Origin of the sequence: Fuerstiella sp., assembly GCA_022447225.1 — a bacterium.
Classification (GTDB): domain Bacteria; phylum Planctomycetota; class Planctomycetia; order Planctomycetales; family Planctomycetaceae; genus S139-18.
The window spans coordinates 36455-53897 of the sequence record JAKVAZ010000017.1 but is presented as its reverse complement, the minus strand read 5'-3'; the positions used below and the strand labels follow the sequence as shown (position 1 = coordinate 53897).

Annotated in this window: 9 protein-coding genes and 1 tRNA gene; 8 read left to right on the top strand and 2 right to left on the bottom strand. The window is 51.3% G+C overall.

The window, feature by feature from the left end; translation table 11 throughout:
• Positions 1 to 55: 55 nt before the first annotated feature.
• From MK110_17850 to MK110_17835, 4 genes are all read left to right on the top strand, one after another.
• Complete coding sequence (locus tag MK110_17850; GenBank protein MCH2213173.1) at positions 56 to 847, top strand: phosphoadenylyl-sulfate reductase; 792 nt, start codon at positions 56 to 58, stop codon at positions 845 to 847.
• Between the two features lie 416 nt (positions 848 to 1263).
• Positions 1264 to 2790 carry an undecaprenyl/decaprenyl-phosphate alpha-N-acetylglucosaminyl 1-phosphate transferase gene (locus tag MK110_17845; protein ID MCH2213172.1) on the top strand — a complete coding sequence of 509 codons (1527 nt, stop codon included), beginning with the start codon at positions 1264 to 1266 and terminating at the stop codon, positions 2788 to 2790.
• A 166-nt stretch (positions 2791 to 2956) separates the two neighbouring features.
• Complete coding sequence (locus MK110_17840) at positions 2957 to 5551, top strand: O-antigen ligase family protein (GenBank protein ID MCH2213171.1); 2595 nt, start codon at positions 2957 to 2959, stop codon at positions 5549 to 5551.
• A gap of 175 nt (positions 5552 to 5726) precedes the next feature.
• Complete coding sequence (locus MK110_17835) at positions 5727 to 8081, top strand: polysaccharide biosynthesis tyrosine autokinase (protein MCH2213170.1); 2355 nt, start codon at positions 5727 to 5729, stop codon at positions 8079 to 8081.
• Positions 8082 to 8360: 279 nt separating this feature from the next.
• Here MK110_17835 and MK110_17830 read toward each other — a convergent pair whose 3' ends face one another.
• Both MK110_17830 and MK110_17825 read right to left on the bottom strand, forming a co-directional pair.
• Positions 8361 to 9875: an FAD-dependent oxidoreductase gene (locus MK110_17830; protein ID MCH2213169.1), complete on the bottom strand. Its 1515-nt coding sequence runs from the start codon at positions 9873 to 9875 to the stop codon at positions 8361 to 8363.
• A gap of 527 nt (positions 9876 to 10402) precedes the next feature.
• Positions 10403 to 10475: transfer RNA gene (locus tag MK110_17825), tRNA-Lys, on the bottom strand.
• Between the two features lie 589 nt (positions 10476 to 11064).
• Between MK110_17825 and gmd the strand changes: the two genes are divergently transcribed.
• The 4 genes from gmd to MK110_17805 all read left to right on the top strand — a co-directional run bounded on the left by gmd (position 11065) and on the right by MK110_17805 (position 17414).
• A complete protein-coding gene (gene gmd / locus MK110_17820) occupies positions 11065 to 12081 on the top strand; it encodes a GDP-mannose 4,6-dehydratase (protein MCH2213168.1) in 1017 nt (338 codons plus the stop codon).
• Positions 12082 to 12115: 34 nt separating this feature from the next.
• Positions 12116 to 13108, top strand: a complete 993-nt coding sequence (locus MK110_17815) for a GDP-mannose 4,6-dehydratase (protein MCH2213167.1) — start codon at positions 12116 to 12118, stop codon at positions 13106 to 13108.
• 375 nt (positions 13109 to 13483) lie between these two features.
• On the top strand, positions 13484 to 15262 hold the full coding sequence (locus MK110_17810; protein MCH2213166.1) for an N-acetylneuraminate synthase family protein: 1779 nt from the start codon (positions 13484 to 13486) through the stop codon (positions 15260 to 15262).
• Positions 15263 to 15935: 673 nt separating this feature from the next.
• Positions 15936 to 17414, top strand: coding sequence for an oligosaccharide flippase family protein (locus MK110_17805; protein MCH2213165.1), 1479 nt, complete (start codon positions 15936 to 15938; stop codon positions 17412 to 17414).
• Positions 17415 to 17443: the final 29 nt, after the last annotated feature.

The following is a 17443-nucleotide window of genomic DNA, read 5'->3' as shown; positions in this document are numbered from 1 at the left end:
TCCACAAACACTGTGGATTTCCGGAAAACAGTTGCCGAAGGCTGAGTGATCAAACATGTCCAGGTTGTCTCAGGCAGATCTGATGGACCTCAACCGGACGTTTGAGAATCGCTCGCCCCAGGAACTACTGTTATGGGCCAGGGAGATATTTGCGGACCGTCTGGCAGCTCTGTCGTCGATGCAGCGCGCAGGTTCGGTAATTTGCCACATGCTGCGGTCCATTCCGGTCAAAATGGATGTGCTATTCGTCGATACCGGTGTATTGTTTGAAGAATCCCTGGCAACGCGGGATCGCATCATCGAAGAATACGGACTGGAAGTACGGACGCTAAGCCCCCAAAAGACGATGCAGCAACAGACGGCCGATCTGGGAGTTTTGTATCTTTCTCCTGAGGGACAGAAACAATGCTGCGAACTACGGAAATCGGCCCCTCTCGATGCAGTCAAAGACGATTATGATGCATTGGTTGGCAGTCTGCGGCGAGCTGATGGAGGACAGAGAGGAACCTGTCCGATCCTGGCGGTTGACCCTCGTTTGAATGTGTTACGCATTAATCCGCTGGTAAACTTCACCGACGACCAGATGAACGAATACGCCAGGCAGAAAGATGTAATCACAAATCCTCTTCACGATCAGGGTTACGCAACGATCGGCTGCAATCGTTGTACAACACCGGTTGTGCCGGGAGAGCCTCGGCGAGCTGGTCGCTGGCGACATCTTGGTCCGTGGTCTGTCTACTGTGGTATCAATCCAACCGATCTGGACCCCGAACGGTCTCCATCGATCGACCTGCCACAGGATCTTGTCGACCGCATCCTGGGTCGAAGTACTGACTATATGATTTGATCCTCAGAGGTCTTTATCAGCAGTCGAAAACAGGGCCAACTTCAACATTGGCCTGTACCGCCGTTTACCACGTCGAACTGACAGTTCTTCGCAACCTGGCAGATTATTGCATTGGTTTTTGGTTCGTTTCAGCCGACACACTTTTGCGTTAGCCCTCTACACCAATAGGTATGTGAAACCAAACAGATCTCTTTCGTATTTCCTTGCTGCTGTAAACAGCCTCGTGTACTCTGGCTTGTTTGAATGGTGTGTCATCAGTGTTTGTGCAAAACATCCAATACATATTATCAGGCGTTCATTCGGCTTTAATCATAACAGTCTGAGTATCGTTGTCCGTCAGAATATTATCTTTGCATTCGCCCGTGAATTAGGCCCCAGGATCAGACCAGACACAACTTCCTCCAGTAGTCTGCCTCATGGAACCAAGTTTCCTATTGTTAAGTACGGCCTTTGTGATCAGCGCTATCTCGGCACCACTGATGGCCAGGCTGGCTCTACGATTGCATATCGTTGATTCACCCGATCAGCATCGCAAACTTCATAAACGATCGATGCCTCTGACGGGCGGTCCCACACTCCTGTTTTCTGGTGTTGTAACCGTCACGATCGCCTGCCTTTTTTTTCCGGATATTTTGAAGGATGGTCCGCGCGATACCGCCTTTCTGATCACGTTGTTTTTTGCCAGTCTGGTGATTGTTGGAGTTGGCCTGCTTGACGACAGATTTGCAATCCGTGGGCGCCAAAAACTTCTTGGCCAGCTGGTTGCGGCCATGATTATGCTTCTTGCTGATATTACGATCACAAAAGTCAGGTTCTTCGGAATCGAAATCCACTTCGGCCATTTTGGACCTCTGGTCACTGTCGCCTGGCTGCTTTGTGCGATCAATGCCCTCAATCTAATCGATGGCGTTGATGGTTTGGCAAGCACAACGGGAATCGTCCTTAGTCTTTCCATTGCCGCCGTGACGCTTGTTCTGGGTGGCCGTCCGGACGGTTTTTTAGTGGCGATCGTCCTGACCGGTTCTCTGTCCGGATTTCTGATTTATAACTTTCCGCCTGCCAAAATGTTTCTGGGTGATTCGGGAAGTATGTTTATCGGGCTTGTGCTGGGATCAATCGCTCTCAAGGCATCTCTCAAGGGATACACGGCAACAGCATTAATCATGCCGACCGCTATTTGGGCAATTCCGATCTTTGACGTATCCATGGCCATTATTCGCAGAAAACTAACTGGCCGCAGTATTTATACCACGGACCGGAGCCACCTGCACCATTGTCTGGAACGTAAAGGCCACAGCCGGTCGCAGGTTCTTTTGGTCGTTGGCTCTTTGTGTGCAATGACCGGAATCGGAGCAATTGTTGGTTCTGTAATCGACAACGAACTCGTCACATTGGTTGTTGTGTTGACTGCGATTTCACTCCTTGTACTCACTCGGTCGTTCGGTCATACAGAAATGTGTCTCATTCGTAATCGTTGCGTACGGCTGGCCAGTTCGATGATAAGACGCCACCCTGCGGGAGAGTCGTCAGTGAACGACGAACAGGTGCATCTTAACGGCAATCACGACTGGGAGCGATTGTGGTCCACTCTCACCGAATTCGCAGAACGATTTGAAATGGACCACGTAGAGTTGATGGTCAGTTTGCCGCTCATCGGCGAAGAATATCACGCACGCTGGCGACGTAATTCCAGTGTTGAAGATCACGAAGCGTGGAAATCTGAAATACCGCTTATAATCAACCGGATGCATGTCGGTTATATTAGAGTGGAAGGAACCGTTGGTGACGGCTCCATCTGTGAATGGATGAGCGATCTTATTGGTGGGTTGCGATCGTTTGAGGAAGAGCTCGTATCGCTGATTCATGAGTTACGACTTCAGCGAGGCATTTCAGTAGAGTCCACACCTGTTTCAGTGACTGAACCAGAACCACAAATCGTGTAGCGGAAGATGTTCAAACGCTCTGTCATGGCTACGACACCCGAGAATTTCCCGGGTTGCAACGACTGAACAAGCGACAAATTCTGCAAAACACACGGCAGCCCCAGTCACACTCACTACTGAATGGTTGTTCCGGTGCTGAATTTCCTGATCTCCTAAGGACAGTGGCGTGCAGTCTGAATCACCGTCGGCGGCCAGGTTTGGTAACGCAGCGGTTTTCATTCTCCTGACGACGGTATGTCTGATCCCTTGGGTCCACGGTGGGAACATCCCTCTCGCCAGACTGATCCTGCAGGCCGGGGGATTCACTGCTGCTCTGCTTTCATCAGTATCGTGCATGCTGCGTAATGAACGACCTGCGTTTCCTCCAATTATCTTTCCGCTCGGTGTTGTTGTCGCCATCGGCGTCCTTCAGTTGCTGCCATTGCACGCTCCCATGGCCAGTCAGATGAATCATGCCGTCCTTGCCGAAATCCGTCACGAATTCATCGACGTTAAACAAACAGAATTGACAGCTGGTACTGCGTCACCTGCTGACACACGAACGACACTGGCCCAACTTACGTCATTAATGCTGCTGGCAATAACTGCCTTCGAACAGATTCGAACGCGTCAAACCGTGGCAGCAAGCCTTGCTGTGTTTACGGCGAATGCATCAATACTGTCTCTTTTAGGTATTGTTCAGTCGTTTCAGAACACACTATTTCTGATTCAGGATCAATGGTGGACGGGACTGGGAACGCCATTCGCAACCTTCATCAACTCCAACAATGCAGCAGGCTGGTTGACACTGGGCCTGGCATCCTCCATTGGATTGCTCGTTCTGCAGCTTGACACGTCATTTGCCGCCCGCGGACACTTTCATGACCGAACCCCGGGAGTATTTTCCGGAGCTGTTCGTTATGTAGCTACCTTGAATCTGCAACAGATTCTTGTGTGGTTCTCTATAGCATTGATTACGTGCGCAGTTATAGCAACGCGGTCGCGGGGAGGAATTTTGGCGACTGCCGTCGCATTTGTCGTGACAATTCTGGCACGCTCACAGAAACGGCGACTGACGGCAATTTTAATCGTGGTGATGGTTGGCGGAACTCTGACCTACAGTCTCATGGTGTTTCTGAGTCTGGATCAGACAGCCGCACTGGAACTCTCAACGCTAAAAGACCCGGCCGGAGAACTTCTGGTTCGCATTCAGCACTGGCGTGATTCACTGAACGTTGTCGCAGACTTTCCAGTCTTCGGTGGAGGGTTAGGGGCATATCGCTACACAACGCTGCCTTATCAAACTCGGGATGCAGGTGTTTGGTTTCAACATGCCGACAATCAGTACATTGAAATTCTGGTTGATGCCGGCATTGCTGGAGGCATTGCCTTGCTCATGATCGGACTTCCGACTCTGGTTCTCGCTTTTTGCACAACACGTCGGTCCATTGCCGGCAGGACACGAGGTTTTGTGTCGTCCGTCGGAGTGGTCCTCCTGTTTGCCACCGTTTCTCAGATGGTAACAGCGCTGGTCGATTTCGGCGCTGGCATGCCGGCTGCATCATCGCTGTTTGTAGTACTCGTCTCGATGTTGTCAGCCATGCAGAACCCTGATAAGCAGATCGATTTTCGCCCATCTGGACGAATTTTGTCATGGGCAGCACGCTTCGCCCTCATCACTGGCACTGTCTCGTTTACCGGCGACCTACTGGCAGCGCACAAATGTTACCTCATTGTGATCGATGGTCGGAAAGTGGAATCACTGCCTCTATCGTGGAACGCAATCGAAGCACGGGAAAAGCTGCTCAATCAGGCCAGGCTTGCCCTGAGACATCGCTCAGACGATGCGCAAACTCACGAATTGGTGTCCAGGCTGCTAAGCGATATCACTCGTTCACAGTTTTTGAAAGGTTTACCCGAACTTGCTAACCCTGAACAATTTCAGACAGCGTGGACACAAACGTCGTGTCTTGGGATTGCTCGGCGGATTGATTCACTTCGAGACGAACCAGACAGACAACAATACCTAAGGAACGTTCTTGAGATGTACCTGGACGAATCGGGAATTGTGAAACATTCACAGCGGCTGGTTAGTCGAATTCCTTTTCCGGGCGGAGTATTTCGGCGAACAGCAAGGTGGGAAGCAGCATCGACACGTCTAGACCAAGTGAATGAACTTCAGGCACGCGCTCGATTTATTGAACCCACTAAAAGCAAACTTGGCCTGGAACTGGGCGAGTTAATGTTGAGGAACGGTCGGCCATCAAAGGCCGTTTCCATCTGGCAACACGCATTAAACTCCGATGAATCGTTGCGATACCAAATCCTTTCCGTCTACTCGATGACTAACGCTCTTAATGATGGATTCGAGAATTTTGGTCCGACAACATACGCTCAGGCCGTCATTGCACTCACTCAATCAAGATCTTTGGGAGAACTGACAGATCGTCTGCGTACGCAGGCGGCTGAGTTCTGGAATTACCGGCAGTTACCACCCACCAAGGAGTACCAGCAGCTCCGGGCCGGCCATCTTCGTCATCTTGGCAATCTCGATGACAGGATCCAGTGGCTGGAACAGTGTGTCCACCGACAGCCCGACACCATTCAATTCCATCAGGAACTGGCAACGGCCTATTTCACTGCAAATCGCCTGAGTGACAGCGAAGATCAATGGTATGAAGTCCTGCGAATTGATTCCGGAAATCTATCGGCGGCACGGAGAATCCGGGCAATCAAACGCAAACGACAACAGATGGTGAAACCCTCCTTCCCGGAACGATGACAGAATTTGGCATCAAAAATTAATAGTTTTGTAAAATGATGAACCAACTTTTTCGGTTCGGCCAATATATTTTGACTTCATGACAACACCAACTGATTATGGATTTGTTGTTCCTGCATGGTAAGAATCAGTGCCTTGCGACACTGAGGTGTACTTCTGCAACCGGACTCAAGGAATGCAAACCATCAGAGGCAGCAATTCTTTGCATCAGAACTTTGACAATCCATGGTCTGCCCTGGAAGGACCGGAGGCCGGAGAAACCGGTCTCGACATCTGGGGTTTTCTCAGGCGTCGCAAGTCATTTGTTGTCGTGTTTGCAGTCTTTGGCGCAGGTCTCGCCTACCTTCTCTACCAGCAGAAAGTCCCTCAATATCGTTCAACCGCACGAATGGAGGTCATTCAGCGGACAAGTGAAAGAATATTTGACGGAATGCTCAGTAAAGACATGCTGGCCGATGCAAGTTTCGTCATCCCCAGCCCACATGTCCTGCGACCAGCGTACAAAATCCACAATCTGTCAAAGCTGGAGACTCTTCGCGATATACCTGAAGACGAAGCAATGCTCGTGATGTCCGGTGGGCTGTCGATTATGCAGCTCTCGCAGGGCATCATCGAACTCCAGTTCACAGGACCAAATCCATACGATGCCACACGAATCGCCGATGCGGTGGTGGACGAATACATCAGGCGACAAAAGTCAACATACGCCTCTGAGTCAGAGAAACTGACCAACATACTGCAAAATGACCGTAGTGAGATAGAAGCCCGTCTGGTTGCCGCAGAAAAGGATTACGAAGACTTCATGCAGCGGTCCCGGATACTGGCGACCGGCAACAGTGACCAGTCACGAAGTCGCCTAAGTGTCCTCAACGGACAGATATCTCAGCTGGACATCACGGAAGCGGAAATGAGTTCCCGCCTTGGTTTGTTCAATCAAAAGTTGCAGGATAGCGGACAGCGCGATGCGTTACTGCTTTTCATCGGGAGGGAAGGGCAAGGCGAAACCACGACGAATACGTTTCGACAGCGTCGGCAAGAAAAAAACATTGAGAGCGAACGCCGACTGTCCGAAGCTTTGCTGCCCCTCGTTGTGGAAGCAGCAATCATCGAACAAAAAGTGGGCCCGGACCATCCCAAACTCCGTGCAATACGTAAGCGAATTGACCTGGTACAGCGGGAACATGCACGAATCGAAGATCTGTTTCCGAACTCGGAATCAGATCCTGAATCTGTCGCAGCACCAGTCGATTCTGAACTGGAAGTGGACTATCTCTTAGTCTATCAGAAGGCACTTCGTCATGAACTGGAGCAACTGCATAATCAGCGTTCTGCGCTGAGGGAACTGGCCACAGCCGCCGAAAGTCAGGCTCAACTGGTCAGCAAGGATGAACAGGCCGAACTGCGTCTTCGACGCAAAGTCGATCGCCTGCAGGAACAATACATCAGTATTGCCTCAAAGATCGGCCAAACCGAATTGAACAAGGACATGAGCGGCGTGCGGGCCACCGTTATTATGCCAGCGTCATCCGGTGTTCTTGTATACCCAATTCTGTACAGATTTCTAGGCTTCGGCAGTGTCTTGGGACTGCTCGCCGGGCTGACGCTTGGTTACCTGATCGAAATGGCGGATCGGCGATTCCGAAAGCCGGAAGACGTAATTAAGGAATTTGGGCTCCCAATCCTTGGTCATATCCCCTATCTGAAAATCGATGAAGAAAGAGACGACAGCAATATCGCGTCCAGCGATGTCAATCCGGTTTTAGTTTGTGCTCATTCACCGCAATCCCGAACAGCTGAAGCGTTCCGATCAATTCGCACAACCGTTTATTTTGCGGCTTCAGAACATCCACGGCGGGTACTACAGATCACAAGTCCGGCAGCGGGTGACGGGAAGTCAACATTAGCAACCAATCTGGCTATTTCACTGGCTCAATCCGGCAAGAAAACAATTCTGGTTGAAAGTGATTTTCGAAGGCCAAATGTGCACACAATTATGGGTATTCCCAATACAAAAGGGATAGTTAACGTCTTGAAGAAAGAGTTAGAACTGGCTGACGCGATTCAAAGTACAGATATCAATGACTTGAGCGTTATAACGTGTGGAAAAGTTCCCGAAAATCCGGCGGAACTGTTGACCCGACCGGAATACGAAATATTGCTTGACAGTTTGCGACAACAATATGAATACGTTGTCATCGATACACCACCGGTGCTGGCCGTGACCGATTCCAAAAGCGTGGCACCTCGAGTTGATACAGTAATCATGTGTATGCGGTTGAGTCGCCATACCCGACAACTCGGACGGCGTGCGTTGGCTCAGTTGCGGGATATCGGCGCGAACATGGCCGGAATTGTGGTCAATGGAGTTGAAGAATCAGATGCATATGGCTACGGCTACGCAAGCTATCACTACTATGACTATCGGGATTATCCACACTACAAAAAGTACAAAACCTTGCAGGATGTCAGTGAGGACACCGAGCCTGCAATTGTGTCAAATTTGAATGCACCTGAGGGTAAAAACACCTGACCCCTGTGTCGAAACAGGAACAAACTTTGTTGCCAATGCACCTCAGTCAGGGCGAGAAATGATGAGGCTTTAGCAGCGATGGACGTGAAACTACTTCAAGAATTGGTGGTGTCAGAAGTGGTTTTATTCGCCCACAAACAAGGAGATGATGGAGCATGGTTGTGATGTACTCAACGAGCCGGGAATCCAGATCAACCAGACCATGATCGGGCACACATCCGAACGGAAGTTGCTTGGTGCCACCGTGATGCGAGAAGCTCTGTAAGGAGACAGGAGCCTCTAGCTTTTGGCAGCCATTTCTGTCCCGGCAAGACGCCCACTTGTCATCGCCCATCCGATATGCAGGCCGTGACTCCAGAGCACCATGCCGCCAAGTCCTGCCTGACCGGCAGCAAAAAGGCCGGGGATGGGCTGGTCCTGCCGATCCAGTACCTGGAATCGCTGGTTAATCGCTGCCCCTCCCTCGGTTGTTGTGAAGTAAGCCTTGACCGGTCCAAGCAGAACCCAAGGACCTGTATCCAGAGGGAATTCCGCCGCCGGCCTGCCAAAGGAATCAACAGTTCCATCACGGACGTGTCTGTTAAACTCGTTAAGGGTGGACTTCAGTCCAGGGAGATCGATCGCTCGTTGCTGGCAAATTGATTCAAGCCGCGTACTGCGGAGGGTAACGTCCGGTCGCAGGCGCAGGTAATCTTCAATGTAGGCATAAGCGATATCAGGTGCCGTGGAAATGAACTTGGGCCAGTGAGAATATTTCTCACAAAGCCGGCCGTCGAGCAGCAGATAGGAGATCTTATCCGGCTGGCGAGCCACGGCAATTTCTCTTTCCGGCCACGAGAGTTCGTTGACAAACCGCTGCCCTCGCGTGTTCAGGAGAATCACACCATCCTGAAAAAGACCATCCTCGGGATGTTGCCAGGTTACCAGCAGTCGCTTGATAAAATGGTTGATCATCCATCCCGGCATACGTTCGGCAAGCCATCCCATACAACGGAAGGCTGCGCCACTTGTCGGGAGCCACTGCTGAAACGGTCTGCGTGAACCTGGAAGAAACCGCAATTCAGGTCCGTACGTGATGTCCATGTTGACCAGTCTGGCCCCCACCTGCTCGGCCAGTTGGTGTCCGAGTCCGAGGGCATGGGGGTTAATTCCTTCGATCTCCCGATATTCTTCCCCCTTGTATCGAGCGATCATTTCCGGGTTGTTTGCATAGTCTCCTGTGGCCAGGAGAACTCCTCTGCGGGCCCGCAGCTGATACTGTTTTCCTCCCTGGTGGAATTCCACACCACTGATCCTGTCATTCTCCCGAAGTAACTGAGTGACCACCGCACCGGTGATGACCGTAGCACCAAGGCGGCGTAATGCCAGTTGAAACCTCACCACGTAGGCCTTGGCCCCGGGCACAACATTGTGCATGCGTGAGCAACGGTTTGGTGGTTCGGGACTGGGACCGACATAGTTCAGGCGAAGTTCTTCCTGGAGCCAGTGCAGAGTCTCAGCAGCATGTTCAAGAAAGAACCGGCGCAGGGGCTGGTTGTTGCGAGCCTCGAGCTCCCGGTCCGCAAAGAGGGACACATCCTCTTCATGGTCTTCCGGATTGTCATCAATTCCTGCCCGCTGTTGCCAGCGCGTCCCCGCCGCAGTAAATGAGCCAACTGCAATCCCCGTCGTACCACCCGGTTGTGGACGCCGCTCCAGCAGAGCCACGGATGCTCCCTGGCAAGCAGCAGAGTAAGCAGCCGCAAGTCCTGCACCACCACCGCCCACAATAATACAGTCATACGAATCGAGCATCTCTTGTTCTCAGGAACCTGGCAAGTGCTAACCAGCCGCCCTACAACGGAACGGTGATCGAACCTAACACGGAAGCGATAACAGTTTTGTTCCCGGCAATACCGGGGCATTGGTCCACCATCTGATGTCGGGTCATCATCAACGAATAAAAAGAAAAAATGGCTCGGATCTCTTTGTTCTTCTCGGGAAGACCCCACCAAACCGAGATGTTGGCCAGCGTCAGCCCGGACTTCGACCCGGCAAACGCAAGAACTCGTACGTCATTCAAAATAATTGTCGAGAAGAGGCGCAGGATCCGGCAACTGTCATTGTCATTCAGCTAACGGCGGCCGGCCAGTTACATCGATGAGGCTCAACGATGAAAGAGGTGATGCATCACAAGAATCGGTACCGCCACCGACCTCAACGGCTGCGATGCCGCCCGGACTAATGAAACAAGGGCCGAACCGGACGATCCAACTAACACTCTGGGTGACACCAGCAAAATGTCAGTTTGTGGCCCATAGCCGAAAGTCGGTAAAAACCGATGCTCCCACAAGGACTTGAACCTTGAACCTACTGATTAAGAGTCAGTTGCTCTGCCAATTGAGCTATAGGAGCGGTGTTCGCTAGTCTAGCGGTACCAACAAGAATTCCAAGAGACACTGCTGATCGGGTACAGTGCTGCGGTATCAAGGAATCAATGACCGCAAGACCAGTTGAAGAATAATGTTTCGGGAAGGATTTGAACTGACGTTGGTGAACGATTTAGCTTGCTTGGGGCACATCCGGAAGGTAGTTTCCTTTTGCACTGTCCCTCTGCAAATCCAGGAATCCTGGACTCAAGTTGTGATCTGGGTTGTCACCCAGGGGTACGGAGTTTGCGCAGATTTATTTCAATCGCGGATGCGGAATTCTCTGTTCGGCCCGTCCGAACAAATCAGGGAACCCGGAAAGAATTTTGGGTCGGGCGTAACCAAATCCATTGCAGACTCCAGGAAACCGAATTCAGTCGAATTTGACAAACGAATGCACAACACTGGAACATGGGACTGTGTCATGCTCCGGCGAAGGGATTTCAACAACCAGGTCACATCAATCTGAAGTCACGGCGATCCATCGGTGAATTGTGGTGACTCGGCAGACACTCTCAGACGCTGAACATAATGATTTAAAGATTTGCGGCCCGGAAAAGAGTAAGGAAACCACAATGAGGCGAAGAGCATTTATTACCGGGGTGACAGGACAGGACGGGTCATATCTGGCCGAACTGCTTCTCGAAAAGGACTATGAAGTTCATGGCCTCGTCCGTCGATCAAGTACCTTTGGAACCGAACGGATTGATCACATCTACCGGGATCCGCATTCAGAAGGAGTGCAGTTTCATCTGCACTATGGAGACCTCACCGATGGTCAGGGACTGACGAATCTGGTGCTCGATCTCGAACCCGATGAGATCTACAATCTTGGTGCGCAGAGCCATGTTCGCGTGTCATTTGACCAGCCAGCCTACACGCTGCAGGCGACCGGCGCAGGTGCTCTCAATGTTCTTGAAGCTGCTCGCCAGCTGCACAAACGCAAGACAGTCAAAGTCTACCAGGCATCTTCCAGTGAAATGTTCGGGGATGTCATTGAAACACCTCAGACGGAAACAACACCCTTTCGCCCTCAAAGCCCCTATGCCTGTGCAAAGGTATATGCCTTTCATCAAACAATCAACTATCGTGCATCCTATGACCTGTTTGCTGTCAACGGCATTTTGTTCAACCACGAAAGCCCTCGACGTGGCGAAACTTTCGTCACCCGCAAAATCACCAGAGCTGCAACACGCATAAAACTTGGCCTCCAGGAAAAATTGTTTCTCGGCAACCTTGATGCCAGACGCGACTGGGGATATGCAAAGGACTATGTCCATGGAATGTGGCTCATGCTCCAGCACGAGACCCCACAGGACTTTGTGCTGGCAACCGGAGAGACACAAACGGTGCGACGTTTTGCAGAACTGGTATTCGAACAGTTAGAACTGGATCCGGATGAGTTCATTGAAGTTGATCCCCGCTACTTCCGTCCAGCGGAAGTAGACTTGCTGCTGGGCGATGCGTCAAAAGCACAAACGGCATTGGGGTGGAAAGCGAAAACAACACTCGAGGAACTGGCTCACCTGATGGTCGAACATGATCTGGAACTCGCACGGCGTGAGGCAATCGTGTTGAACAATCGGGCCTGAATGAAGTCAAAATGCCACAAAGAAAAGGGCGGACGTGCCACTAACCGCGTTGATCACGGGAATTACCGGACAGGACGGGTCTTATCTCACTGAACTCCTGCTGAAAAAGGGCTACGAAGTTCACGGGTTAGTCCGTCGGTCCAGCACCCTGGATCGATCTCGTCTTAGCCATTTGTACGCAGATGAAACAGTTTACAATCAGCGACTGTTTCTCCACTACGCTGACCTGTCCGACCCCACCACGATTCGTCGCATCGTATCTCAGGTAAAGCCTGGGGAGTTCTATCACCTTGCAGGACAATCGCATGTTGGCCTTAGCTTTGAAATACCCGAAAGCACCTGTGATCTAACAGCAATGGGAACGCTGCGGATTCTCGAGATCCTTCGTGATCAGCCGAATCCTCCGCGGTTTCTTCACGCCAGCAGTCGCGAAATCTTTGGATCACCGTCAGTTAGTCCGCAGGATGAAGTTACGCCCATCAGTCCAAATTCTCCGTACGGCTGTGCCAAGTCGTTTGCGACTCAGATGACACGGGTCTACCGTAAATCACATGGTCTCTATTTCTGTAATGCCATCTGCTTCAATCATGAATCACCACGCCGTGGCGAAAACTTTGTTACACGCAAAGTGACCCTGGCAGCCGCACGGATCCGTGCCGGACTGCAGGAGTCCGTGTCGCTTGGCGATCTGGATGCCGATCGCGACTGGGGCTATGCCAAAGACTATGTCTACGCAATGTGGAAAATCCTGCAGCAGGATGTGCCCGATGACTACGTTCTTGCTACGGGAGTTTCCCGCTCGATTCGAAACCTGCTGAACATCGCTTTCAGCCATGCCGGCCTGCGTTGGCAGGACTACGTCAGAATTGATGAGAGTTTCCGACGCCCCGCAGATGCTTGTCAATTGCTTGGAAACCCCCGTAAGGCACAGCACAGACTGGGCTGGAAACATACCGTGGATTTCGAGGAATTGATCAAATTAATGGTCGATCACGACTCGGAACTGGTCAGATCGTCAACACGATAACTTCTGCATTCCAATCAATTCAGGTCGAACGTTTTTAGTGACTGATGCCCCAGTTCAGAGAATCGTCCAGACGTCTCGCAGATCGTGGCTGTATTTTTGCGTATACGGAACACACCGTCAAAATCGGGCGACGTCGCCAGTCAACTGCCTTTCAACTGAATGTCACGAGCCTGTAGTTTCAAACGTTGAACGACAATGTTGTCCGGAGGCCGAATACTCAAGATGTTGGCAGCTGCGTTCGCGCAGTTGTTTTTTGTTGACACCCCGGGTTTCAATTTTTCAGCTGTCGACTGAGCAGGGCAGGGCAGGGCAGGGCAACTGCGGGACTGGTGACACACCGGCAGCAACAGTGCTCAGTGGAGAGAAGTTCAGAGAATGTCTAAGACAGAATGCATTGCGGTCATTCAGGCGAGAATGCTGAGTACTCGTCTCCGTGGAAAGTCTTTGATGGCGGTTTCCGGAATTCCACTTTTGAAGTGGGTGATACAGCGCGTCCAGAAGATGGATTTTTTTACAAAGATCGTTGTGGCAACCAGCGTAGAAGCCGCAGACGATCCGATTGCAGCTTTTGCAGAAACCTGTGGAGTCAGTGTCCTGCGGGGAGACAGTGAGGACGTGTTACAACGTTTTGTCGACGCTGCTTCACAGCTTTCAGAAACTTCCGTCGTAGCTCGATTCACCGCAGACAATCCACTGTACGATCGCACCCGGAGTGCCCGACTGCTGGAACGACATCAGCAGGCGAATGCGGATTATACCCACATCGACGGTCTCTCCAAAATGGTTCCGGAGCTTATACGCGTGGCATGTCTTCGACAGATGGGCCGACGCGCTGAACAAGCGTGGGATCGTGAGCATGTCACAACTTGGATTCGACGTCATGCAGGTGAATTTGACGTCAATACAGAGAGTTCCGATTTCGAAGGTCTGCGACCGGAATATGACAATCGGTTCACAATTGATCGACGTGATCAGCTGGATGAATTCGAATCGATGATATCAGAACTGCGTTCCGGTGACCCGTCGTCAGTCATGCTTGATGACTGTTATCGCTGGCTCGACACTGAACGGAATACTGGTATCGGCCCGATTCAGCCTGGCCAGATTCGGGTTCGTCTGGCAGGTCGGGAAGTGGGTGACGGATGTCCCTGTTTTGTGATCGCTGAAATTGGTCAGAATCACAATGGGCAGGTAAATCTGGCGAAGAAACTGATTGATCTTGCGGCTCGATGTTCTGTCGATGCCGTCAAATTTCAGAAGCGTGATATTAGCTGGACGTTAACGGAAGAAGCCTACGACCGCCCCTACACAGGGCCAAACTCTTTCGGAGAAACTTATGGTCGGCACCGGGAGTTTCTGGAACTTAATGAATCGCAGCACCGGGAGTTGAAGGAATATGCACAGGCTATCGGTCTGATTTACTTCTGTACTCCCGGTGATCCTCCGTCAGTCGATATTTTGGAACGTATTGGGACTCCTTTTTATAAAGTGGCGTCGGGTGATATCACAAATGTTCCGTTGCTTCGACACATCGCACTCACCGGAAAACCTGTCATTATTTCCACCGGGATGGCTGGAGAAATGGAAATTAAACAGGCTTTGGAAGCGTTTGAAAACAGTTCGTGTGCAGTTACGCTGATGCAGTGTGTGTCTCAGTATCCTGCTGAACCGAAGAATATTAATCTCCTGGCTATTCCTGCGATGCGGAAGCAGTTTGGGACACTCGTGGCCCTGTCGGACCACAACCCAGGGATCATCACCGGAGTCGCCGGTGCTGCAATCGGAGCGTTCGCCCTGGAAAAACACATAACGTTGTCCCGAGCCATGCCGGGAACAGACCACGCTGCCGCACTGGAAGAATCCGGACTCAAACGTACCGTTTCCTACATTCGCACCGTCGAAGAGGCGATGGGGACCGGAAAAAAAGAATTCAATCCTGTGGCGCAGGCCGCTCGGGAAAAAATCACCCATTCACTTGTCAGCAGAGAGCCGATATTTGCCGGCAATGTGCTGACAGAACATCAGTTGGTGCTGAAGAGTTCTGGTACCGGAATTTCGTGGACGGATCGAGACCGCATACTGGGCAAAGTTGCCAAGAATGACATTCCTGCACATGTTCTGCTTCAGGAATCTGACTTTGAACAACAGGAATAATCCGGATCAACTCAGAAGTGGATCGAGGGAAATTCAACGTACAGGAGTACCACATTCCACGAACCGCAACCTGGTAATCGAGGTTCGCACTCTAAGTCTTAGTCTCCAGGGGAATTGTAACGTGATGCGTCCTTTTACGAATCTGCCGACATAAGCTGATCGCACCGAAACAAGAAACTAGGCACTGGTTATCGGTTACGAATCGATTGGTCGACGGCAGTTCTGTAGTTCACTCAATCGAGCATTCACAGATCTTCGTCGGGTCAGGTCTGGAGTCCCCGGCCGACGGCTTTTAACACCCCTGAGAGCACGACTGTTTATCATTTTCTATCGCGAGCTTTGTCTGATCGACCATGGATGGTCACCGTGACTACTCCCACATCCCTGCACTATGAAATTTGTCAGAAACTTTTGGCGGAAGATGCATGGATTTTTCTGGAAAAGCCCGTCATTGAACCCTGGATCACACTCCGCTCCGAAGAATGGCACAGACAACGACTATCACGGAAGGATCCTCTTTCATGTGCAGTCAGGCATCGGTCTATGTGACTGGCACGGTCGTTATTGTTGACGTTGGGTGAACGTCGTGGTGAGTATTTGAAGTTGCTGGATTATACCACGGCGACATTAGTCCGATCAGCAACATACAAAACAATGCTCAGAACATCCGGGCATGTCAGCCGAAAGCGCAAATCCAGTCTCTTCGATTAAAGACAAAGCTGTCCGAGGTGTTGCATGGAACTTTCTGAACGCCGGCAGTGGCTTCACGATGCAACTCGTGCGGGCTGTTGTCCTTGCACGACTGCTCTCCCGGACCGACTACGGCCTTACAGGTAAGGCCGTCGCAGCCACGTTTGTAGCAACACTGTTTACAAACATCGGATTTGGTACGGCTATAGTCCAGGCCCGGCACCTGAGTCGGAACACCGTGGAGAGCATATTTACCCTTCAGTTTCTCGTTGGTCTTCTACTGGCTTTGTGTCTGGCAGCCACATCCACCTTCCTGGCTGAATTCTACGGTGACACGCGATTGATATGGCTGGTCACAGCACTCGGAACCGGTATCTGGCTCAATTGTGCAATGGTCGTGCCTGTCGCGATGATGCAGCGAGAACTACGCTTCAAAGAGCTCAATCTCATGTGGATTTCGGTGCGGTTCGTCTCGTTTTCCGCCGCCATACTGATGGCGTTAACCGGCTGCGGATACTGGACTTTGATTATTCCGGATCTGGTTTCTCGTTTCTTGGCGTTTCCCTACATACTGTGGCGCCGTCGCTGGCGTCCCTCGCTGCGATTCGCGGTCAGTGATCTAAAGCCCGTAGCTTCTGTTTCGGCGAAATCATTTGCAACATTCTGTCTGGCAACTGCGAACACAAGTCTGGACTATGCAATCCTCGGTCGCTTTTTCTCCAGGCCGGTTTTTGGACTGTACTACTTTGGATATCAGCGAGTGCGGGGTCCGATGCGCATGGCTGTCACCAGTGTACGTTCGGCGTTATTTCCGGCTTTCACAAAAGCCACGACAGAGGAAGGGTTACGGTCGTCTATTGTTCGCACCATTCCTGTATTGGCCATTGTGACTTACCCACTGGCAGCCTGCCTGTTCCTGACTATACCCCAAATGGTCCCACTGATTTTTGGACACAAATGGCAGGACACCAGTCCGATCATGCAGGCGTTCACTGTTGGGGCACTGTTTATCCCGGCCAATCTTGTATTCAGCTCAGCATTTCTTGCACGAGCGATTTTCAAACCGTCCCTGATTGAAGGAAGCATCAGAGTCACACTAATTGGAATGGGTCTGATCTGGCTTGGAATAACACAGCAGTCAATTTTGACCTGTGCAATGTGGGTTGTCACTGTTGAGGCAATTGGAAACCTGATTCTTCTAGTATGGGGAACCCGATTATTCAAAGTTCCAATTCGCTCACTTTCCAGGGACCTGTGTCTCCCGTTTGCGGCAATTCTGACAGCCGCGCTGTGTGACCTGGCATGGGGAACACTCCGTTTCGAATACAGCGGAATCCACGCCTGGTTGATATTGGCCCTCCGGGTACTACAGATTGTTCTTGTCAGCGGAACAATCATCTGGCTGCTTGCCCCACAAACGGTGGCCGAAATCGGTAAAATCTTTCGATTGATTAAGAATTGAGTCACGTCCAGACACTGACGGCAAAACGA

Bases quoted from the DNA above. Each gene is read 5' to 3' on its own strand.
- MK110_17805 (MCH2213165.1), top strand. From the start codon at position 15,936: ATGTCAGCCGAAAGCGCAAATCCAGTCTCTTCGATTAAAGACAAAGCT.
- MK110_17835 (MCH2213170.1), top strand. From the start codon at position 5,727: ATGCAAACCATCAGAGGCAGCAATTCTTTGCATCAGAACTTTGACAAT.
- gmd (MCH2213168.1), top strand. From the start codon at position 11,065: ATGAGGCGAAGAGCATTTATTACCGGGGTGACAGGACAGGACGGGTCA.
- MK110_17810 (MCH2213166.1), top strand. From the start codon at position 13,484: ATGTCTAAGACAGAATGCATTGCGGTCATTCAGGCGAGAATGCTGAGT.
- MK110_17845 (MCH2213172.1), top strand. From the start codon at position 1,264: ATGGAACCAAGTTTCCTATTGTTAAGTACGGCCTTTGTGATCAGCGCT.
- MK110_17850 (MCH2213173.1), top strand. From the start codon at position 56: ATGTCCAGGTTGTCTCAGGCAGATCTGATGGACCTCAACCGGACGTTT.
- MK110_17830 (MCH2213169.1), bottom strand. From the start codon at position 9,875: ATGCTCGATTCGTATGACTGTATTATTGTGGGCGGTGGTGGTGCAGGA.